The organism is Devosia elaeis, from assembly GCF_001650025.1.
Lineage (GTDB): Bacteria > Pseudomonadota > Alphaproteobacteria > Rhizobiales > Devosiaceae > Devosia > Devosia elaeis.
In genome coordinates, this window is sequence record NZ_LVVY01000130.1 from 41822 (window position 1) to 60945 (window position 19124).

At 64.6% G+C, this 19124-nt stretch carries 23 protein-coding genes; 17 read left to right on the forward strand and 6 right to left on the reverse strand.

What is annotated here, in order from left to right; all coding sequences use genetic code 11:
* From A3840_RS17390 to A3840_RS17460, 15 genes are all read left to right on the forward strand, one after another.
* Positions 1 to 531: a phage tail protein gene (locus tag A3840_RS17390; RefSeq protein WP_067459906.1), complete on the forward strand. Its 531-nt coding sequence runs from the start codon at positions 1 to 3 to the stop codon at positions 529 to 531.
* A gap of 2 nt (positions 532 to 533) precedes the next feature.
* Positions 534 to 761: a tail protein X gene (locus tag A3840_RS17395; protein ID WP_067459909.1), complete on the forward strand. Its 228-nt coding sequence runs from the start codon at positions 534 to 536 to the stop codon at positions 759 to 761.
* Positions 758 to 1726, forward strand: coding sequence for a phage late control D family protein (locus tag A3840_RS17400; RefSeq protein WP_067459912.1), 969 nt, complete (start codon positions 758 to 760; stop codon positions 1724 to 1726). Before A3840_RS17395 ends, A3840_RS17400 begins: the two co-directional genes overlap by 4 nt.
* 10 nt (positions 1727 to 1736) lie before the next feature.
* The gene (locus A3840_RS17405; protein WP_067459926.1) at positions 1737 to 2186 is read left to right on the forward strand and encodes a phage baseplate assembly protein V; all 450 of its coding nucleotides are present in this window, start codon (positions 1737 to 1739) and stop codon (positions 2184 to 2186) included.
* A gap of 121 nt (positions 2187 to 2307) precedes the next feature.
* Positions 2308 to 2682, forward strand: coding sequence for a GPW/gp25 family protein (locus tag A3840_RS17410; RefSeq protein WP_067459928.1), 375 nt, complete (start codon positions 2308 to 2310; stop codon positions 2680 to 2682).
* Complete coding sequence (locus tag A3840_RS17415; RefSeq protein WP_067459929.1) at positions 2669 to 3772, forward strand: baseplate assembly protein; 1104 nt, start codon at positions 2669 to 2671, stop codon at positions 3770 to 3772. The genes A3840_RS17410 and A3840_RS17415 overlap by 14 nt, the downstream gene beginning before the upstream one ends.
* Positions 3765 to 4793 carry a phage tail protein gene (locus tag A3840_RS17420; protein WP_067459932.1) on the forward strand — a complete coding sequence of 343 codons (1029 nt, stop codon included), beginning with the start codon at positions 3765 to 3767 and terminating at the stop codon, positions 4791 to 4793. Before A3840_RS17415 ends, A3840_RS17420 begins: the two co-directional genes overlap by 8 nt.
* A 7-nt stretch (positions 4794 to 4800) precedes the next feature.
* Positions 4801 to 5238, forward strand: a complete 438-nt coding sequence (locus A3840_RS17425) for a hypothetical protein (RefSeq protein WP_067459933.1) — start codon at positions 4801 to 4803, stop codon at positions 5236 to 5238.
* Between the two features lie 17 nt (positions 5239 to 5255).
* Positions 5256 to 6179 carry a hypothetical protein gene (locus tag A3840_RS19905; RefSeq protein WP_067459937.1) on the forward strand — a complete coding sequence of 308 codons (924 nt, stop codon included), beginning with the start codon at positions 5256 to 5258 and terminating at the stop codon, positions 6177 to 6179.
* 8 nt (positions 6180 to 6187) lie between these two features.
* Complete coding sequence (locus tag A3840_RS17435; RefSeq protein WP_067459940.1) at positions 6188 to 6544, forward strand: hypothetical protein; 357 nt, start codon at positions 6188 to 6190, stop codon at positions 6542 to 6544.
* 6 nt (positions 6545 to 6550) lie between these two features.
* Complete coding sequence (locus tag A3840_RS17440) at positions 6551 to 7627, forward strand: SUMF1/EgtB/PvdO family nonheme iron enzyme (protein WP_067459948.1); 1077 nt, start codon at positions 6551 to 6553, stop codon at positions 7625 to 7627.
* An 80-nt stretch (positions 7628 to 7707) separates the two neighbouring features.
* A complete protein-coding gene (avd, locus tag A3840_RS17445; RefSeq protein WP_067459955.1) occupies positions 7708 to 8055 on the forward strand; it encodes a diversity-generating retroelement protein Avd in 348 nt (115 codons plus the stop codon).
* A 285-nt stretch (positions 8056 to 8340) separates the two neighbouring features.
* Complete coding sequence (locus tag A3840_RS17450) at positions 8341 to 9417, forward strand: reverse transcriptase domain-containing protein (protein ID WP_205633407.1); 1077 nt, start codon at positions 8341 to 8343, stop codon at positions 9415 to 9417.
* Positions 9410 to 10222: a DNA adenine methylase gene (locus A3840_RS17455; protein WP_067459956.1), complete on the forward strand. Its 813-nt coding sequence runs from the start codon at positions 9410 to 9412 to the stop codon at positions 10220 to 10222. The genes A3840_RS17450 and A3840_RS17455 overlap by 8 nt, the downstream gene beginning before the upstream one ends.
* The gene (locus A3840_RS17460; protein ID WP_067459957.1) at positions 10209 to 10469 is read left to right on the forward strand and encodes a hypothetical protein; all 261 of its coding nucleotides are present in this window, start codon (positions 10209 to 10211) and stop codon (positions 10467 to 10469) included. Before A3840_RS17455 ends, A3840_RS17460 begins: the two co-directional genes overlap by 14 nt.
* Before the next feature lie 132 nt (positions 10470 to 10601).
* On the opposite strand, the gene ligD is transcribed toward A3840_RS17460, so the two are convergent.
* Together ligD and ku are read right to left on the reverse strand one after the other, a co-directional pair.
* Positions 10602 to 13163 (reverse strand): DNA ligase D, encoded by a 2562-nt coding sequence (gene ligD / locus A3840_RS17465; RefSeq protein ID WP_067459960.1) that lies wholly within the window; start codon positions 13161 to 13163, stop codon positions 10602 to 10604.
* Positions 13164 to 13389: 226 nt separating this feature from the next.
* On the reverse strand, positions 13390 to 14232 hold the full coding sequence (gene ku, locus A3840_RS17470) for a non-homologous end joining protein Ku (protein ID WP_067459962.1): 843 nt from the start codon (positions 14230 to 14232) through the stop codon (positions 13390 to 13392).
* A gap of 129 nt (positions 14233 to 14361) precedes the next feature.
* Here ku and A3840_RS17475 point away from each other — a divergent pair, with 129 nt between their 5' ends.
* Positions 14362 to 15405, forward strand: a complete 1044-nt coding sequence (locus A3840_RS17475; RefSeq protein WP_245676660.1) for a DNA topoisomerase IB — start codon at positions 14362 to 14364, stop codon at positions 15403 to 15405.
* 80 nt (positions 15406 to 15485) lie between these two features.
* On the opposite strand, the gene A3840_RS17480 is transcribed toward A3840_RS17475, so the two are convergent.
* Positions 15486 to 16100, reverse strand: coding sequence for a biotin transporter BioY (locus tag A3840_RS17480; RefSeq protein WP_067459964.1), 615 nt, complete (start codon positions 16098 to 16100; stop codon positions 15486 to 15488).
* A 157-nt stretch (positions 16101 to 16257) separates the two neighbouring features.
* Here A3840_RS17480 and A3840_RS17485 point away from each other — a divergent pair, with 157 nt between their 5' ends.
* Positions 16258 to 17106 (forward strand): MBL fold metallo-hydrolase, encoded by an 849-nt coding sequence (locus tag A3840_RS17485; RefSeq protein WP_245676661.1) that lies wholly within the window; start codon positions 16258 to 16260, stop codon positions 17104 to 17106.
* Positions 17107 to 17273: 167 nt separating this feature from the next.
* Here the strand turns inward: A3840_RS17485 and aroC are convergent, their stop codons facing one another.
* From aroC to A3840_RS17500, 3 genes are read right to left on the reverse strand one after another with little or no spacing between them, the layout of a single operon-like run.
* On the reverse strand, positions 17274 to 18389 hold the full coding sequence (aroC, locus tag A3840_RS17490) for a chorismate synthase (RefSeq protein ID WP_067459970.1): 1116 nt from the start codon (positions 18387 to 18389) through the stop codon (positions 17274 to 17276).
* A 49-nt stretch (positions 18390 to 18438) separates the two neighbouring features.
* Positions 18439 to 18828, reverse strand: a complete 390-nt coding sequence (locus A3840_RS17495; RefSeq protein WP_067460111.1) for a type II toxin-antitoxin system VapC family toxin — start codon at positions 18826 to 18828, stop codon at positions 18439 to 18441.
* A gap of 14 nt (positions 18829 to 18842) precedes the next feature.
* On the reverse strand, positions 18843 to 19115 hold the full coding sequence (locus A3840_RS17500; RefSeq protein ID WP_131798366.1) for an antitoxin: 273 nt from the start codon (positions 19113 to 19115) through the stop codon (positions 18843 to 18845).
* Positions 19116 to 19124: the final 9 nt, after the last annotated feature.

The following is a 19124-nucleotide window of genomic DNA, read 5'->3' on the forward strand; positions in this document are numbered from 1 at the left end:
ATGTTCGCCATGCTCGGCCCGATCAGCTTCCGGCTCATCACCTATTTCGAGGGAGTGACGAACAAGCGCGGCTATGACTATGCCCGCCATGACGTGATCGAGGGAAAGCCGCGCCTGCAATGGATCGGCGACGATCTGGAGGAGGTGGACATCGACCTGATGTTCCATGTCTCCTACTGCAACCCCGAGGCCGAGCTGGCCAAGCTCAAGGTCGCCGGCTCCATGCACACCGCGCTGCCCTTCATCTACGGCTCGGGCCAGTATGTCGGCATGTTCGTCATCAAGTCGATCCGCTCGACGGCGCGCCAGACCAACAGCCGGGGCGCGCTGGTCGCGGTCACCGCCCGCGTGTCGCTGGTCGAGCATGGCGGGTTTGGCGGTCTCGGCGGCCTGCTGGGCGCGGTGATTTCGGTGGTCAACAATGTGGCCCGCGCCAGCGGTGCCGGTGGCAATGCCCGCTCTGGCCCGCCGCCGGCCGCGCCCTCGGGCGATCCTGGCGGGGTCTCGTCCGGCTCCATCGTGAGGCAGTGACCATGCAGCAATATGTCGAGCACATCACCACCGAGGGCGACCGCTGGGACCTGCTGGCCTGGCGCTACTATGGCGACCCGCACCTTTATGAGCCGATCATCGCCGCCAACACTGCGGTGCCGATCCGTCCGCTCATCGCCTCGGGCATCAAGCTGCGCATTCCGGTGCTGCCTGACGAGGTGGTTCTCGACCGCGACCTGCCGCCCTGGAAGCGGGGCCGCCAGTCATGATGGTCCCGCAGGCGACGTGGGTGCTGATCTATCAGGGCGCGAATATCGGCTCGGACGCGCTCATGGTGGTCTATACCGATTTCGACCACGGCAAGTCCGACGAGATCGAGGCGCGGTTCGAGGACAAGCTCCATCGCTGGAAAGGTAGCTGGTATCCAGAGAAGGGCGACGTGATCGACCTCTCGATCGGCTGGCTCGGTCAGGGCCTCCTGCCGTGCGGCAAGTTCGAGGTCGATGAGATCGACTTTACCGGCCCGCCCGATACCGTCATCATTCGCGGCCTGGCCGCGCCGGTGACCGACAGCCTGCGCACCAAGAAGACAAGGAGCTTTGAGAACAAGACGCTGCGCGAGATTGCAGAGCAGATCGCAGGCGAGCATGGAATGTCGGTCGATGGCGAGATCGAGGACATCACCATCAAGCGGGTGACCCAGAACGACGAGCGCGACCTGGAGTTCCTCAAGCGCATCGCCGAAGAGTACGCCCACGTCTTTGCGGTGCGCGAGAAGGTGATCTTCTTTTCGACCATCAAGAGCCTGGAGGAGCAAGAACCGGTGGCGATTGTGCCGCGCACCGAGATGAAGAGCTTCGACTTCAACGACAAGACCCACGAGGTCTACAAGGCCTGCACGCTATCTTACCACGATCCCGAAACCGCCAAGCTGATCGAGGTGACGGTCGAGGACCCGGACGTAAAGACCGGCGACACCCTCAAGGTCAAGGCGCGCGTCGAGAGTGAGGGGCAGGCCAGGACCCGCGCCGAGGCGGAGCTGAAAAAGGCCAATGCCAAGAAGCTCACCGGCCGGATCGAGATCGTCGGCGACCACCGGATGATCGCGGGCAACAACATCCAGGTTACTGGCCTGGGCAAGCTCTCGGGCAAATACTACGTCGAGACCTCGCGCCATCGCATCGAGCGCAGCGCGGGCTACACCACCGAGATCGAGGTGCGCCGTGTCCCTTAGAATTGGCATCGTGACAGAGACCGACCCGGCCACCGCCAAGGCCCGCGTCCAGTTCCCCGACCACGACAATGTGCAGAGCTTCTGGCTTCAGGTCCTTCAAGGCAAGACCAAGAGCGACAAGACATACTGGATGCCGGTAACCGGCGAGCATGTCGTCGTCATCATGGACAAGGGCGAGGAGGCCGGCGTCATTGCGGGCGCGATCTATTCGGAAGCCGATGCGCCACCTTCATCGGACCCGAACGTGCATACGATCGTCTATGGCGACGGAGCCTCGCTCACCTATGACAAGGGCAGCCAGACGTTCATGCTCTCGGTGGGCGGCGTCAAGGTCGATATCTCGCCGGCAGGAGTGGCAATCACCGGCGGCATGGTCACGCATAACGGGGTCAATATCGGCGACACCCATGTGCATGGCGGCATTCTTCCCGGCCCCGCGAAAACCGACGTTCCGCAATAGCCAGGTTGGCGAGCGCGGCCGTTCCGGTGTAGCATTGCTCATCCCTTCGCATCGCCATCCCGCTTTGGCCCGGACACCTGTCCGGGTGTGAGGGTTTCCGCCTGCGCGCGATCATCGCGCCATGGTTCAGGATGTTCGACAGATTACGGCTGCTCATTGGCAACCCCGGCTCGGCTCGCATGGCGAGATTGTCGAGGGTCTCGATGACATTCACCAGTGCATCCGCATCATCCTCCTGACGCCCAAGGGGTCCGATCCGCACCGGCCCGAGTTCGGGTCCGACCTTTGGCACTATCTCGATCATCCGATGGAAGAGGCCGTGCCCCATGTGGTGCGCGAGGGCGTCGATGCGCTCCGGCGCTGGGAGCAACGCATTGAGGTGGTGCGCCTCGTGCCCGTCCAACTCGGCCGCGCCCACATGCACATCACCGTCGAATGGCGGCTCGACGGACAGGGCGAGCTGATCGCAACGGAGGTCCGCGATGCCGTTGCCTGAACCCAGCTTTGTCGAGCGCGATCCGGCCGCCCTCACGGCCCAGATGATCGCCGACTACGAGACCTATACCGGGCGCAAGCTCCAGCCCGCGCAGGTCGAGCGGCTTATCATCGACATCATCTCGTACCGCGAGAGCTTGGTGCGCGTGGCCATTCAGGAGGCCGCAAAGCAGAACCTCTTGGCCTTCGCCGCCTTCCCGATGATCGACTATCTCGGCGAGCTGCTCGGCGTCACCCGCTTGCCCGAGGCGGCCGCCCAGACCACGCTGCGCTTTACCCTTTCGGCCGTCCAGCCCGGTTCGGTCATCGTCCCGGCAGGAACGCGCGTGCGCTCGGCCGATGGTCAGGTGGTCTTTGCCACCCTTGCCGACCGCGAGATCAAGGCCGGGGAGCTGGCGGCCGAGGCGACCGCGCAGGCCCAGACGCCCGGCGAGATCGCCAACGGCTATGTGCAGGGCCAGATCGCCGCGCTGCTCGATCCGATCCCGCACGTCTCCGGCGCGGTCAACGTCTCGACCTCGTTTGGCGGCCGGGCGCGGGAAACCGACAACCGGCTGCGCGAGCGCATCCGCGAGGCCCCGGAACGCTTCTCGGTCGCCGGGCCGGTCGGGGCCTATCGCTGGCACGCGGTCAGCACCCATCAGTCCATCATGGACGCGGCGGTGCTTAGCCCGCGCCCCGGCCTCGTGCGCATCCACGTCCTCACCGATACCGGCCTGCCCAGCGCCGAACTGCTCGAAGCCGTCACCGCGCAGGTATCCGACGACAGGGTGCGCCCGCTCACCGATACGGTGCAGGTTGCCCCGCCCGTGCGCGTGCCCTACGACATCACGGCCGCGATCACGCTGTTCCGCGACGTTGATCCCGAGACCGCGATCACGGCGGTCCATGCGGCCGCGCAGTCATTCGCCGCCGAGCGTCGGCGGGGTCTCGGCCGCGACCTCGTGCCCAGCCAGATCATTTCCGCGCTCTCGGTGGCCGGGGTCTATCGCGTCCAGCTCACCACCCCCGAATGGCGCGAGCTTGATCCTTCCGAATGGGCCGATTGCGAAAATATCGTCCTGACCATCGCGGGGGTGGCCGATGGCTGACGACGATCTGCGCCTCCTCCCGGCCGGGATCAACGATGAGCGCAGCCGCGCGCTGCTCAAGCTGATCGGCCGCCTCGGCGACATCGACCTGACCCCGCTGCTGGTTTACCGGATCGATGAGCTGCCCGACGACGCGCTCCACCTTCTGGGCTGGCAGTTCCACATCATGGGCGCGGAAGGCTGGGACCTTGCCGAGACGCCCACCGAGCGCCGGGCGCTGATCCGCCGCGCCATCGAGCTGCACCGCCACCGGGGCACGCCTTGGTCGATCCGCGAGGCGATCCGCTCGCTCGGCTATGCCGATGCCGAGATTGTCGAGGGGCTTCCCGTCACCCTCTATGACGGCGAGCGCAACCACTCGGGCGCGGAGACCTATGGTGGCGGCACCCGCTGGGCCATGTTCCGCGTTCTGCTCGATCTGGGCGAGGACAAGGGCGTTGACGCGACCCGCATCCGCCAGCTCGTTGACCTGATCGAGATATGGAAGAACGCCCGCTCGCATCTGGTCGATGTCGGGTTCCGCGCCAACACCGAGGACGCCATCGACGTTCACGATGAGATGGACGCGCTGGCGCGCTACATCGGCGAGGACGTGTATCCTTGGGGCCGCCGCTATGACGGCTCGATCGTCCACGATCACGGTGTCCGCCACCTCCATGACGGCGCGCTCCTCCATGACGGCGTGCCCGACCATGCCGGCTGGGGCGAGACGGGCGAGCTTTACGCCAACCGGCAGGTCACCCTGACCACCGGTATCGCCATGTCGATGGAGGATCGGGCCGAGGTCATCCCGCTTTACGATGGCCGGTATCTGCACGCGGGCATCACATACGGCGAAGGCCAGCCCTCGGCCGCCGACCCGGCCATGCCGATCATCCTCACCCGCCATTTCCGCCATGACGGCAAGCACCGGCACGCGGGCGACATCTATGACGGCGAGACCGATCACGATGGCGGCCGCCCCTACTTCGCCGGGATTTACCACGGCGGTCCCGTCAACACCCAGCTAACAGCACTTTGAGGCCCCGATGAAAGCCACCGAAACGCTTAGCCTGCGCGGCTCCCTGCTCGTGAACGTCCGAAGGGCGGGCGTGCTGGTCGAGAGCTGGCGCGACGACAACATGATTATGGTCGGCGCGCGCAACGCGCTTGCCCAGCTCATTGCCGGTGAAGGCGCGGGCAAGATCATCACCCGCATCGGCGTCGGCACCAACGGCAACGGCCCGACCCCCGACGACACCGGCCTGACGGGCGGTTTCATCAAGCCCGTGCAGGGCCATGAGTACCCGGCTCCCGGCCGCGTCCAGTTCAACTGGCGGCTTGAGACGGCCGAGGCCAACGGGATGGTCATTCGTGAGTTCGGCCTGATCGCGGCCGACGACACCCTTTTCGCCCGCAAGACCCGTGCTCCGATCGAGAAGGCCGATGACATCAGCCTCGACGGCGCGTGGACCATCATCTTCTAGCAAAGGAGCCTCAAGGAATGGCGAACCTTCCAGAACAGAACACTTATCCCTCGGGGATTTACCAGATCGAGCTGACTGATCCGGTTGTCGGCGGCCCCGATGGTATCTCCAACGTGCAGGCCCGCCAGCTCGCCAACCGCACGCGCTGGCTGAAACAGATCGCCGATGAGGTGGTCGAGGCGCGCGGCGAAGGCGGGTCCAGCCTCGCCGCCCGGCTGGCCGGGTATGACGCCTTCTCGCCCGAACAGCAGGTCTCGATCCTCGCGGGCGTTCAAGAGGCGCTCGGGCTGGGCGGCCTTCTGGCGCGGGAACTGGCGAACCTGCGCGGCCGCGTGCTGGCGCAGGGCACCGTCACCATCAAGAACAAGCACGTCATCACCGGCATGGTGCTCACCAAGACCGAAATCCGCGCCTTGCACCTGTCCCAGACCGGCGATGTCGGCACCGGCATATCCCGCGCCCAGATCGACGGCATGATCGTGAGCCTGCCCGATGACGATTACCACGTCTCGGTGCCCTCGAACGAAAGCGATGAGGCGCGGACCTATTTCGCCTATCTGGTCAACACCGGGGGCGTTTCCTACGGCGTCCAGATCGACCAGCAGGTGCCCGACACCGGCCTGCCGCTCTACCGGATCGAGGTCCCGGCCAACAACACCGGCAACAGCCTCTCGGCCGTCACGCTCACCGATCTGCGCGTCATTCAGGCAACCAATTCGTGGGTGGCCTCCTATGAGCCGTTCGCGTCCGTCGCCTTCCCCGACACGCTCCCGGCCGCCGATTACGGCGTGGAGCTGGAAGTCGAGGACGCCACCAACATCGCGGCGGTCGGCACGCTCGAAGCGTACGACAAGATGCGCAACGGCTTCAAAATCCGGCAGACGGGCAGCGCGGACAACGTGCGCATCCGCTGGACCCTTCTCAATCTCCGTTACCAGTGAGGGCGGCCATGAACATCGAACATATGAACGAAGGCACCAAGGTCGAGGCCGAGCTTGTCGAGTGCGTCCTTAGCCTCGGCGACGGCGAGATCATCATCGATCTGGCCGAAGAGCAGCGCGACATCGAGCGCGTGATTTCCGTGTTCGTGGACACGGCAGGAGACCTTCACCTGACGGGCGATGCCTATGCGGCCGTCATCATCATTCCTCCCCGTCGCTACACCGATGAGGAGGTCACCGTCGAGATCGATGGCGAGGAAGTCATCGAGATCGTGCCGGTGCCGCAGCCCTGCACGGCCGAGGCCGTGACGCTGCGCCTTTGGGCTTTGCCCGAACATCCCGACGAAACCGAAAACGAGGAGTAAGAACCTATGGGTGTCACCATTTCCACCCCGGACGCCTTGCGTCAGTCCGTCGAGGCCGCCAGCGGCGGCGTCAACACGGTGCTCTATGACGCAAAGGGCTATCCGTCGATCATGTGCGTTGTCCCGCGCTTCAATGTCGAGGACATCGATCCCGGTCTCGGGTCGGGCGTGCATCCCGCCTTCGTGGTGGGCGGCGTCCAGAAGAGCGAAATCTTCATCGGCAAATTCCAGGCGGTTCTGCATGACGATCATGCGCTCTCGCTGCCCGGTCAGGACCCGCAGGCCAACATCAATTTTACGGCCTCGGACGCGGCCTGCGCGATTAAGGGGCCGGGCTGGCACATGATGACGAATGCCGAGTTCGTGGCGGTCGCGTTGTGGTGCTGGAAGAACGGCTTCCAGCCGCGCGGCAACACCAATTGGGGGCGGCATCATGACCAGACCTATGAGGTCGGCCGCCGCACCGATGGCCATGCGCCGGGCGTGTCCGAGGGGCATGGGCGTGTCCTGACCGGCTCGGGGCCGGTGAGCTGGTTCCACGACAACAGCCCGGCAGGCATTGCCGATCTTTGCGGCAACGTCTGGGAATGGGTTCGCGGCCTTCGCCTCGTTGATGGCGAAATCCAGATCATCCCCGACAACAACGCCGCCGTGACGGACATCGACCATAGCCCCGGCTCGGACCTTTGGCGGGCGATCCTGCAAGACGGCACGCTGGTGAACCCCGGCACGGCCAACACGCTCAAGTATGACGCCTCGAACGCGAACGGCTCGGGCAATCCGATCCTCTCGACCAGCGTCACCAACCAGTCGGACGGCGACACCAGCACCTCGCAGCCGTTCAGCGCGATGGCCACCGCCAGCGGGGTTTCGGCACCGAACCTTGCCAAGCTGCTCGGCCTCTTCCCGCATGATGGCGATGTCGAGGGCCGCCACTATGCCCGCAACGTGGGCGAGCGCGTGCCGCTACGTGGCGGCGGTCGGGCCGATGGCGCGTATGCCGGGGCGTTCGCTCTGCACCTCAGCAACGAGCGGTCGAGCGTGAGCACGGCTGTCGGCATCCGGCCCGCTTTCGTGCTCTGAAATCTGACCGCCTGACATCTGTGGGACGGGCGATAGCCCGTCCCTTCTCTTGAACACCATTGCGTATATCGGGGGCTGCGGTGGACGATCTTAAAATCCGTCGCAAGTGCGAGGACATGATTGCTTACGGCTATGTGGTGCTGAAACAGTTTCCGAAGGCCGAGCGGCATGTGCTCTCGCAGGAAATCCGCACCACCATGTGGGCGCTGCTCCGGCTCATAATCATCTGCAATCGCCGGTACTTCAAAAAGACCACGATGCAGGACCTTGACGCCGAGCTGGACCTGTTGCGCAGCCAGATCAGGATGGCCCAGAAGCTGGGGCATCTCTCCTTCAAAAGTTACGAGGTATGGAGCCGCCATCTCGATGAGATCGGCCGGATGATCGGTGGGTGGTTCAAGAGCCTGCAAGAACAGGGGCGCGGGTAATGTGGCTTGAGCGCGTGCCGCTACGTGGCGGCAGTCGGAACAATGGCGCGAATGCCGGGGCGTTCGCTCTGAACCTCAACAACGAGCGGTCGAACGTGAACACGAATGTCGGCTTCCGGCCCGCTCTCGGAGATCGCCAGAAGTTGAAGCCTCACGGGGCTTCTCCCAGAGCACCATCCGAAAGGCCCTGCGATCCTCGGCCAAGTGCCGAAAAACTGAACAGGTCGGAGCGGGACAGTAGCCGCCGCATGCCGGCGACCCCTTGCTCCGGCCGCCCTCGGGGGAATGATGGCCAAGACCTATAGCGACCTCTATGGATCGTTCACCACGTTCGAGGCGCTGCACCGCGCTTGGGGCCGGGTCATCAAGGGCCGCCGCGCCCAGCAGGACGTGCTGCAATTCGAGCGCGACCTCGAACCCAACCTGATCGACATCCAGAACAGCCTGATCTGGAAAACCTATCGCACCGGCCCGTATCGCCACTTCAAGGTGTTCGAGCCGAAGGAGCGCGGCATCGCTGCCCTGCCGCTCAAGGACCGCATCGTCCAGCACGCCCTGATCGAGACCATCGACCCGATCTGGGGCAAACGCTTCATCTTCGACACCTATGCGTGCCGCCCCGGCAAGGGCACCCATGCCGGTGCCGATCGTGCGCAGGCGTTCCTGCGCGAAGCCCTGCGCGAGCAAGGCTCGATCTATGTGCTCAAGGCCGATGTCTCGAAGTATTTCCCGAGCGTCTGCCATGACGTGCTCAAGCGGCTGATCCGCAAGCGCATCGCCTGCCCGGACACGCTCTGGCTGATCGAGGGCATCATCGACAGCGCCGCCGATCCCGGCGCGATCATGCCGCGCGGCATCCCGATCGGAAACCTCACCTCCCAGCTCTTCGCCAACGTCTATCTGCACGAGCTGGATGAGTTCGTGAAATACGAGCTGCGCGAGAAGCGATACCTTCGCTACATGGACGATTTCGCCATCATCGGCGGGACCAAGGCCCACCTCCATGACGTGCGGCGCACGATCGAGGATTTCCTCCACGCCCAGCTCGGCCTGCGCCTCAACCACAAAACGCAGGTGTTCCCCGTCTCGACCAAGAACGGCCGCCCGCTCGACTTCCTCGGCTATCGCATCTGGGCGACCCACCGGAAGATCAGAAAGGACAGCGCCGGCCGGATGCGCCGCAAGATGAAGCGCATGGCGCGCCAATATCACGAGGGCAAGATCAGCCTCGATCAGGTCAGTCAGGTGGTGATGAGCTGGGTCGGCCATGCCGGCCATGCAGACACATTCAGGTTGCGCAGCCGGGTGCTGGGCGATGTCGCCTTCATCCCGCCGCCGCGTGGAAGGAGGAGCCATGACTGATCGGATCATTGTAAAGCCCCTTGCGCCGCTCGCGCCCTATATCGGCGGGAAACGCAACCTGGCGAAGGTCATCATCAAGCGGATCGATGCGACCCCGCACGATTGCTACGCGGAGGTTTTCGTCGGCATGGCGGGCGTGTTCCTGCGCCGCCAGCACGCACCCAAGGCCGAGGTCATCAACGATTACAGCCAGGACGTGGCCACCTTCTTCCGGGTGCTCCAGCGGCACTATGTGGCCTTCATCGACATGATGCGCTTCCAGCTGACAACCCGCGCCGAGTTCGAGCGACTGGCCCGGACGGACCCGGCCACGCTGACCGACCTGGAGCGCTCGGCGCGCTTCCTCTACCTCCAGAACACCGCCTTCGGCGGCAAGGTGGCGGGGCGCAATTTCGGGGTGGCGGTCGATCGGCCGGCCCGCTTCGATATCACCCGTCTGGGGCCGATGCTGGAGGAGGTTCATGCTCGGCTGGCGCGCGTGGTGATCGAGCGCCTGCCATATGATGAGTTCATTTCCCGCTACGATCGGCCGGGCACGCTTTTCTATCTGGACCCGCCATATTGGGGCAATGAGGGCGACTACGGGCCGGGCATGTTCGAGCGGAAAGACTTCATGCGGATGGCCGCTCTCCTGCATCAGGTGCAGGGCCGCTTCATCCTCTCGATCAACGACCGCGAGGAGGTCCGGGACCTGTTCGCGGGCTTCCACCTGGAGCCGGTCGAGACAACCTACACGCTGTCCAGCAAGGGTGCGAAAAAGGTGGGTGAGCTGATTATCAGCGGGGGCGGCAATGGAGATCGTTGACCTCGGCGAGGTGCGCTCCAGGCGCGCGCTGGCGGCCAATGCGCCGGACCCTGACTGCATCGTTTACGATGGCGACGGCAGGGCCATGGGCATCTTCGCTGTCGATTGGGAGCATGGCGGCCGACGCTGGACGGTCCAGATAGCCGCCTACGATTGGGCCGACGCCGAGGCCCGCGTGGCCTCTATGAGGGTCGGGCTGCACGTCACTGGGCAGGTGGTTGCGAAGGGGGATGCGCCGGCCTGTTGAGGGCGCTATAAGCGGCGTTTAAACGAGGTGTTTGAGAGTGTTTAAATGGCGCTCAAATGGAGGCCCGGCGATTGCGCAAACCTCTTGTCGAATGTGCGCAAACCTCTTGGCGCGCTACAGCTAAAAGCCGCCCTATTTCCCCACCTCCGCCCCCACGGCCTTGAGCATCTTGTCGGTCAGCTTCTGGCGCTGCTTGAAATAGTCGGGCCAGGCATCCTTGCCCTTGGCCCGCACAGCCGCGTCTTGCAGCGAAAAGCCGTTGGCCTGCTTGAGCCCGGGCACTTCGTCCCAGCCCAGTGGCACGGCCACCGGCGCGCCGTCCCTTGACCGGACCGACCAGGGGGAGATCGCCGTCGAGCCGCGTTCATTGCGCAGATAATCGATGAACAGCCGCCCCTTGCGCTTCGCCTTGGAGAGATTGGCCGTGAAACGATCCGGCTCGTCCTCGGCCATGCCGGCCGCCAGCGCCCGGCAGAAGGCCTTGATCTCGGGCCATTCCTTGTCGGGTTTCAGCGGCACGATCACATGGATGCCCTTGCCGCCCGAAACCATGGGATAGCTCTTGAGCCCGATATCCTCCAGCCGGTCGCGGATATCGGTAGCCGCGCCGGTAATAGCGGAAAAATCCAGCCCCTCGTCCGGATCGATGTCGAAGACCAGCCGGTCGGGCTTTTCCACCGCCGCCAGGCGCGAACCCCAGATATGCCATTCGAGCGTGTTCATCTGCGTGCCGGCCACCAGCCCCGCCAGCTCGGTGATGTAGAAATAATCCTTCTTCTCCCCGTCCTTTTCCGCGATCGGGGATGAGCGCAATTGCTCGGGAAAGCCGCCGGTATCGTGCTTCTGGAAGAAGCATTGCTTGGCCCGGCCCTGCGGGCAGCGCACCAGGCTCAGCGGACGGTTTTCGATATGGGGCAGCATGGCGGCGGCCACGTCCTCGTAATAGGCCACCAATTGCGCCTTGGTGATCCCCTGCCCGGGATAGACCACGCGGTCGGGCGAGGTGAGCCGCACGCCGAGCCGTTCGGCCACCGCCTCGCCATCGTCCAGGCTAATGGCTTTTTCCATGCGAACCTCCTTGGCGGGCTTGTCGCCGCGCAATCCGATGAAGCTGGGGTGGCGCAGGATGTCATCGGCCGTGAGTTCGGTATAGGCGATCTCGGCCACCAGCTCCGGCTTGACCCAATGCACGCCCCGCGCCCGTTCCCGCGGCACCGCCTCGAACGGGTTTTTCCGGCTGGCGAGCTTTTGCAGCCTGGCATCCATTTCCATCAGCAAATCCTGCGAAAAGCCGGTGCCGACACGCCCGCGATAGAGCAGCCTGTCGCCGTCCCAGGCGCCCAGCAGCAGCGAGGCGAAACCCTTGCGCTTGGTGGAGGGCGACCAGCCGCCGATGACGAATTCCTGGCGCTTGAGGCATTTGATCTTGAGCCAGCTCCTGGTGCGCTCGCCGCGATAGGCGTCGTCGGCCCGCTTGGCGATGATGCCCTCATGGCCCTCGCGACACAGCGCATCCAGCACTTTCTGGCCATGGCCGGTGACATGGGAGGAATATTGCACCGGGTCCCGCCGCGCCGATTTGCCCAGCAGCTCCTGCAACAAGGCCTTGCGCTCGATCAGCGGTTTCTTGCTCAGGTCCTTGCCGTCCAGTTGCAGCAGGTCGAAGGCGAAATATTCCAGCCGCCCGCCATTGGAGAGCACATTCTTGAGGGTGGTGAAATCAGTCCGCCCCCTGGCGTCGAAGGCGCAGATCTCCCCATCGATCAGCGCCGAACCCAGCTCGAGTTTCTGCAGCGGCTCTACCAGGGCGGAGAATTGCTCGGTCCAGTCCAGCCCGCTGCGCGTATAGAGCCGCACGCTGTCGCCATTGATGGCGGCCAGGCACCGGTAGCCGTCATATTTCATCTCGAACAGCCAACCTTCGCCCGCTGGCACGCTATCCACCAGGGTGGCCAATTGCACCGGCCGGAAGGCCGGCGCCTTGCCCTTCTTCGCCTTGGCAAGGTTCCGGGATGTCTCGTAGGCTTGGTCCGCCTTCTCGCTGTCGGAATGCCAGACGGCCTCGGCCGGCACGTCGGTCTTCTTCGCCGGCGCGGCGCCGGCGGCGATGCCCTTGAAATCGCGCCCGCTCGCCACCGAGCGGGTGAACCGCGTCGTCAGCGCGTCCTTGTCGCGGGCATAGGAATCGCGATGCTTGATCAGCAGCCAGTTTTCCCGGTCGGGGCCGGAGCGGCGCTTGGTGTCGCGCCCCTTCATATGCACCAGCACCCATTCGCCCTTCATCCGCTCGCCGAACAGGCGGATTTTGAGGTCGCCGCTGTCCAGTCCCTCATGCGGGTCGCCGATCGGCTCCCAGGTGCCGCGATCCCACAGCATCACCGTGCCGCCGCCATATTCGCCTTCGGGAATCGTGCCTTCGAACCCGCCATATTCGAGCGGATGGTCCTCGACCCGCACCGCCAGGCGCTTGTCGCCGGGATTGTTGGACGGCCCCTTGGTCACCGCCCAGCTTTTCAGCACCCCGTCGAGCTCGATGCGGAAATCGTAATGCAGCCGCGTGGCGTCATGCTTCTGCACTACGAAAGCGCCCCGCCCCGCCTTGCCCGCCCGGGGCGCGGCCCCGGCCGGCTCCTGCGTCTTGGTGAAATTGCGCTTGGCCTTGTAATCCTTGAGCAGGTCCTGGGGAGATTTCATGGACAACGCTCCACGAAGGTCACCGCCCTCGGCCTATCCATCCCGCAGATCGCAACCCTTGGCCTCTCCTCCCAGATCGCAGCCTTTGGCCCCTCCTCCCCACAAATCGTCACCCTCGGGCTTGACCCGAGGGTCCTGTCCTTTCGACGCATCAGCAACGTAAAGACCCCTCGGGTCAGGCCCGAGGGTGACGACCGGGAACGGAAACTGCTGGCGCGCATCATCGTCAGCTCGCCTTCTTCCGCGCCGGCGTCTTCTTGCCCGTCGCCTTCTTTCCACCCTCCAGGCTTTCCTTGAGCGCCGCCATCAGGTCCACCACGTTCTCCCCGCTCGGCCGTTCCGGCGCCTCGTCCTCTTTGGCTTTGATCTTGCGGCCCTTGGCCTTCATCTTGCGCGCAATCAGCTCGCGCAGCGCATTCTGGTAATGGTCCTTGAAGGCGCCGGCATCGAAGGGCGCCGTTTTCTTCTCGATCAGCGCCGTCGCCACCTCGAGCAGGTCGGCCTCGGCCTTCTTGCCCGAGATTTGCGAGAAGAAGGGGTCCGCCTTGCGGATTTCGTCCTCGTAATGCAGCGTTTCCAGCATAAGCCCGGTGCCGCTGGGTTTGATGGCCGCCAGATATTCCTTGCCGCGCATGGAGAGCTGGCCCAGCCCGACCTTCTCGGTCTTGCGCAGGGCGTCGCGGATGACCCGGAAGGCGTCCTCGGCCAGTTCGTCCGTCGGCACGACGAAATAGGATTTGTCGTAATAGATCGGGTCGATCTCGCAGGCGCCGACGAACTGGGTCAGCTCCAGCGTCTTGCGCGTCTCCAGCTTGACCGCGTCGATCTCGTCGTCGGTGAGCAGGACATAATCGCCCTTCTCATATTCAAAACCCTTGATGATCTCGTCCTTGTCCACCGGCCCGACGCCGGCCACCACTTTTTCATAATGGATCGGCTTGCCGGTTGGCTCGTGGATTTGCCGGAAACTCGGCTTGGCGCCGGTCTTGGCGGCGCTGAACAATTCGACGGGGATGGCGACCAGCGACAGGCGGAGCTGGCCTTTCCAGATCGGGCGGGAGGCGGGCATGGCAAAGTCCTGATGACGACACTTGCCTGTTCAACGCCCCATGCGTCCCCGCGTTCCGGCCTTCACCTTTGTGCGCATGGGGGAACGCATCGCCCGTCCTCCTCATTTCGGGAGCAAAGGGAGCGCTCCATGCGACTGGCACGGCAGGTTCTGGACCGGATGCGGACCGAGGAGATCGGGCCGGCCCCGGCATTGGCCTTTTCCTCTGACGAAGATTCCGGCTGGCGCCGCCAGAAGCGGGGCGCCGGCTTTTCCTATGCCGATGCGCAGGGCAATCGCCCCTCGGGAGAGGACCTGGCGCGCATCCGCGCCCTCGCCATTCCCCCCGCCTGGCGGGAGGTATGGATTTGCAAGGACGCCAACGGCCATATCCAGGCCACCGGCCGCGACGAGAAGGGCCGCAAGCAATATCGCTATCACCCCGGCTGGACCGAGCATCGCAGCACCACCAAGTTCCATACGCTCACCGATTTCGCCCGCGCCCTGCCCGGCCTGCGCGCGCAGGTGGACAGCGATCTGCGCCGCCGCACGCTGGATTATGAGCGCGTCGTCGCCTCGGTGGTCTGGCTGCTCGACAACAGCCTGATCCGCGTCGGCAATCCCGCCTATGCCCGCGACAACAAGAGCTTCGGGCTGACCACACTGCGCAATCGCCATGTGGAGATCACCGGCGCCAATCTGCATTTCCACTTCAAGGGAAAGTCGGGCAAGCAATGGAAGCTGCAATTGGCCGATCGGCGCATCGCCAACCTGCTCAAGAGCCTGCAGGACATGCCGGGCCAGCACCTGTTCCAATATGAAGACGAAGCCGGCCGGTCGGCGATTTCCTCGCGCGACGTCAACGATTACATCGCCGCCTTTGCCGGGCCCGATTTCACCTCCAAGCATTTCCGCACCTGGGCCGCGAGCGTGCGCGCCTTCGGGCTGTTCACCGCCACCGAGTTGCCCGAGACCAGGACCACCCAGACCCGCACCGTCAACGCCCTCATCGACCAGGTCGCGGCGCGGCTGGGCAATACGAGAGCCGTATGCCGGCAATGCTACATCCACCCGGCCATTCCCGAAGCCTGGCAGAACGGCGAATTGCGGCGCTCGGGCCGGCTGAAGCCGGTGCCCGGGCTGGACGAGGACGAGGTGGAAACCGCCGCCTTCCTGCGGCGGCTGGGGAAATAGCCTTTGAGGCTTTCAAGAAAAGCAAAAAGAAAAAGGCCGGTGTCGCCACCGGCCTTCTGCAATCTCCAGGCTCGAAACGCTCAGCGCTTGGCCGAGAACAGTCCCCAGAGCCCGGTCACCGTCAGCGCAGCGAAGGCCATCTTCAGGACATCCCAGACGATGAAGGGCTGCACGGCACGGGCAAAGGCCGAGCCGACGACATTGGACTGGTCCACCCATTGGGCAGCGCCGGCCATGGACATCAGCCAGACGAAGCCGAAGGCATAGAGTACGACAGTGGCGCCGAGCATAACGGCGAAAAGCGTCAGCGGACGAGCCGAAGCGCCGCGATCGGCGGCATGGCCGATAATGGCGGCCTGGGCCAGGAAGCCGAGCAGGAAACCGCCCGAGGGGCCGAGCAGATAGGCAGCGCCGCCGCCGACGGCAAAGACCGGCAGGCCGAAAGCGCCCTGGGCCAGGTAGAGGGCCACGGTGGCGACCGCGATGCGCATGCCGAAGGCCGCGGCCAGCGCCGCGATGGCGAAGCTCTGCAGCGTCACCGGAACCGGCCAGACCGGCACGTTGATCTTGGCGGCGGCAGTGATGAGCAGGGTGCCCAGCACGACGATCGCACCATTGATCGCCAGCTTGGCGACATCACCCTTGGGCTGGAATACGCCGAGCAGCGTATTGGGCGTGGTCAAAGTCACGGCCATTTCGTACCTTCCATGCGTAAAGTGAATGCCTGCCCCGATCGGAGCCAGGATCATTCCGTCCCTGGCTTCTTACTTTCTCGTTATCGTTCGTGCAATGGCAAGCTCCGCTCCGGCCCTCCACTTCGACACAGACTTTCGTCCCCATGTCGGGCAAGCCGTGCCCCAGGCGCCGGGCGTCGTCCGCGTCACCGCGCCCAATGCCTCGCCCTACACGTTCACCGGCACCAACAGCTTCCTCATCGGCCGGGAAAAACTGGCGCTGATCGATCCCGGCCCCGAGGACGAGCGCCACGAATCCGCCCTCAGGGCCGCCATGGCCGGCCGTCCGCTCACCGCCATAATCCTCACCCATACCCATCGCGATCACAGCGCCGCCGCCGCCAGATGGCGCCGCGACACCGGCGCCCCGCTCTGGTTCGGCGGGCCACACCGGCTGTCCCGCCCCCTGCGCCGATTCGAGCGCAACGCCCTGCGCAATTCCGCCGATTGGGATCTGGTGCCGGACCGCACTTTGCTCGATGGCGAAACCGTCGTAGCGGGCGATCTCGGCCTCGTCGTCCACGCCACGCCGGGTCATTGCGCCAATCACCTCGCCTTCGGCCTCGCCGGCACCGACATCCTGCTCTCGGGCGACCATGTCATGGGCTGGAATTCCACCCTGGTCTCGGCGCCCGACGGCTCGATGGCCGATTATTTCGCCTCGCTCGACAAGCTCATCGCCCTGCCCTACCGGCTTTATCTCCCCGCCCATGGCGGCCCCATCGCCGACGGCCCAGCCCACGCCACCGCCCTCAAGGCCCATCGACAGATGCGCAACGAACAGGTGATCGCCGCAGTGCGAAACGGCGCAAGGACCATCGGGGCCGTCGTCGACGCCATCTACCCCACCCAGCCGGCCAAAGTCCGGCGCGCCGCGGCCATGACCATCGGCGCGCATATGGAATATCTGGAAGCGCGGGGAGAGTTGCGGGTAAAGCGGGGACTGTTCGGGTTTCGTTTGGGCTGAGCTGACGCCATTCATCGACTGAAACGGCAGTCACCGTCACTCAATTTTTTCGTCATTGCCGGGCTTGTCCCGGCAATCCATCTTACCGTGTGTATGGACCACCGGGACAAGCCCGGTGGTGACGGTGGTGGGGATATGTCGCCATCTTGGCTCGGCAGTGAACGCCCCTAGTTCCGCTGAAACCCCACGCCGCCTTCGCGCCCGGTCTGTCCCCGGTGCCGCAGCATGTGGTCGGCCAGCACCAGCGCCATCATCGCCTCGCCCACCGGCACGGCGCGAATGCCCACGCAGGGGTCGTGACGGCCCTTGGTGATGATATCGGTGTCCTCGTTGGCCGTGGTCACGGTCTGGCGCGGCGTCAGAATGGAGGATGTCGGCTTGACGGCGAAGCGGCAGACCACCGGGTCGCCATTGCTCACCCCGCCCAGAATGCCGCCGGCATGGTTGGAGAGGAAATAGGGCCGCTCGGCCCCTGCCCGCATCTGGTCGGCATTTTCCACGCCGGTCAGGCCCGCCGCTTCGAAGCCGGCGCCGATTTCCACCGCCTTGACCGCGTTGATGCTCATCATCGCCGAGGCCAGATCGGCGCTGAGCTTGCCATAGATCGGCGCGCCCCAGCCGGCCGGCACGCCCTCGGCCACCACCTCGATCACCGCCCCGGCCGAATTGCCGTTCTTGCGCAAGCCGTCGAGATAATCGGCCCAGAGTTCGGCCGCCTTGGCATCGGCGCAGAAGAACGGGTTTTCGCCCACCTGGTCCCAGTCGAAATTGGCATAATCGATCTTGTGCGGCCCCATCTGCACCAGGCTCGCCCTTATCGTCACGCCCTTGAGCACCTGCCGCGCCACCGCGCCGGCGGCCACCCGCGCCGCCGTCTCGCGCGCCGAGGTGCGTCCGCCGCCGCGATAATCGCGGATGCCGTATTTCTGGTCATAGGTGTAATCGGCGTGGCCGGGCCGATATTTGTCGCGGATGTCCGAATAATCCTTGGAGCGCTGGTCGGTATTCTCGATCAGCAGCGAAATCGGCGTACCGGTGGTGCGCGGCCCGTCGGTGCGCTCATCCTCGAACACGCCGGAGAGGATTTTGACTTCGTCCGCCTCGCGGCGCTGGGTCGTATATTTGCTCTGCCCCGGCTTGCGGCGGTCGAGATCGGCCTGGATCATCTCCGGCGTCAGCGCGATGCCCGGCGGGCAGCCATCCACCACCACGCCCAAGGCCGGCCCATGGCTCTCGCCCCAGGTGGTGAAACGGAAAAGATGCCCGAACGTATTGAAAGACATGGCGCAGCCCCTTGGATTGTGCGCTTTCTAGGCAGCGCCCGGCCCGAGGTCAATCGAGCCAGTTCTCGACGCGAAGACCGGGCACGCGGGAAAATTCACGGATATTGTCGGTGGCGAGCGGCAAATCCAGGGCAAGAGCGTGCGCCGCAATGAGCAAATCGTTCGCCCCTATCGGCGTGCCTTGTCGCTCCAGATAGGCGCGAATATCGGCATAGGCCGCGTCCACCGGTGCGTCGAGGGCCAACACCGTCATCCGGGTCAATACCCATTCGATCTGGTCATGCAGCCTGGCGGAGCCAATCTTGGCCGCTCCGAAGCGCAGCTCGCTCACCGCGATGATCGAGATTCCCACACTGCGTACGCTTTGGCTCCGCATCCTTTGCGCGGTTTTACCCTCTGGATACCGCATGAAATGCGACGCGATATTGGTATCCACCATAATCTCGACGTCGCTCAAAGTTCGATGTCGTCCAGCGGTAGCAGCCCTTCATCGACATCGGGCCATTCCACGTCGATCGTCTCCATCTGATCGAACAATTCGGCCCAGGTTTGTGGTGCCTTTCGTTCGGCGACGGCCGGCTCGATAATCAACCGGTCGCCATCCTTGCGAATGGTGACTTCGCCCCTGGGAAACTCAAAGCCGGCCGGCACGACAAAAACCTGTGCGCCATCCTCTTCCTCGCGCAACTGGACTGTCGTGCCCTCAATCACTCTGATCTCGTTCACAGGCGCCTC

Coding starts and splice junctions, on each gene's coding strand:
- A3840_RS17390 (WP_067459906.1), top strand. CDS start 1: ATGTTCGCCATGCTCGGCCCGATCAGCTTCCGGCTCATCACCTATTTC.
- A3840_RS17395 (WP_067459909.1), top strand. CDS start 534: ATGCAGCAATATGTCGAGCACATCACCACCGAGGGCGACCGCTGGGAC.
- A3840_RS17400 (WP_067459912.1), top strand. CDS start 758: ATGATGGTCCCGCAGGCGACGTGGGTGCTGATCTATCAGGGCGCGAAT.
- A3840_RS17410 (WP_067459928.1), top strand. CDS start 2,308: ATGGTTCAGGATGTTCGACAGATTACGGCTGCTCATTGGCAACCCCGG.
- A3840_RS17415 (WP_067459929.1), top strand. CDS start 2,669: ATGCCGTTGCCTGAACCCAGCTTTGTCGAGCGCGATCCGGCCGCCCTC.
- A3840_RS17420 (WP_067459932.1), top strand. CDS start 3,765: ATGGCTGACGACGATCTGCGCCTCCTCCCGGCCGGGATCAACGATGAG.
- A3840_RS17425 (WP_067459933.1), top strand. CDS start 4,801: ATGAAAGCCACCGAAACGCTTAGCCTGCGCGGCTCCCTGCTCGTGAAC.
- A3840_RS19905 (WP_067459937.1), top strand. CDS start 5,256: ATGGCGAACCTTCCAGAACAGAACACTTATCCCTCGGGGATTTACCAG.
- A3840_RS17435 (WP_067459940.1), top strand. CDS start 6,188: ATGAACATCGAACATATGAACGAAGGCACCAAGGTCGAGGCCGAGCTT.
- A3840_RS17440 (WP_067459948.1), top strand. CDS start 6,551: ATGGGTGTCACCATTTCCACCCCGGACGCCTTGCGTCAGTCCGTCGAG.
- A3840_RS17450 (WP_205633407.1), top strand. CDS start 8,341: ATGATGGCCAAGACCTATAGCGACCTCTATGGATCGTTCACCACGTTC.
- A3840_RS17455 (WP_067459956.1), top strand. CDS start 9,410: ATGACTGATCGGATCATTGTAAAGCCCCTTGCGCCGCTCGCGCCCTAT.
- A3840_RS17460 (WP_067459957.1), top strand. CDS start 10,209: ATGGAGATCGTTGACCTCGGCGAGGTGCGCTCCAGGCGCGCGCTGGCG.
- ligD (WP_067459960.1), bottom strand. CDS start 13,163: ATGAAATCTCCCCAGGACCTGCTCAAGGATTACAAGGCCAAGCGCAAT.
- ku (WP_067459962.1), bottom strand. CDS start 14,232: ATGCCCGCCTCCCGCCCGATCTGGAAAGGCCAGCTCCGCCTGTCGCTG.
- A3840_RS17475 (WP_245676660.1), top strand. CDS start 14,362: ATGCGACTGGCACGGCAGGTTCTGGACCGGATGCGGACCGAGGAGATC.
- A3840_RS17480 (WP_067459964.1), bottom strand. CDS start 16,100: ATGGCCGTGACTTTGACCACGCCCAATACGCTGCTCGGCGTATTCCAG.
- aroC (WP_067459970.1), bottom strand. CDS start 18,389: ATGTCTTTCAATACGTTCGGGCATCTTTTCCGTTTCACCACCTGGGGC.
- A3840_RS17495 (WP_067460111.1), bottom strand. CDS start 18,828: ATGGTGGATACCAATATCGCGTCGCATTTCATGCGGTATCCAGAGGGT.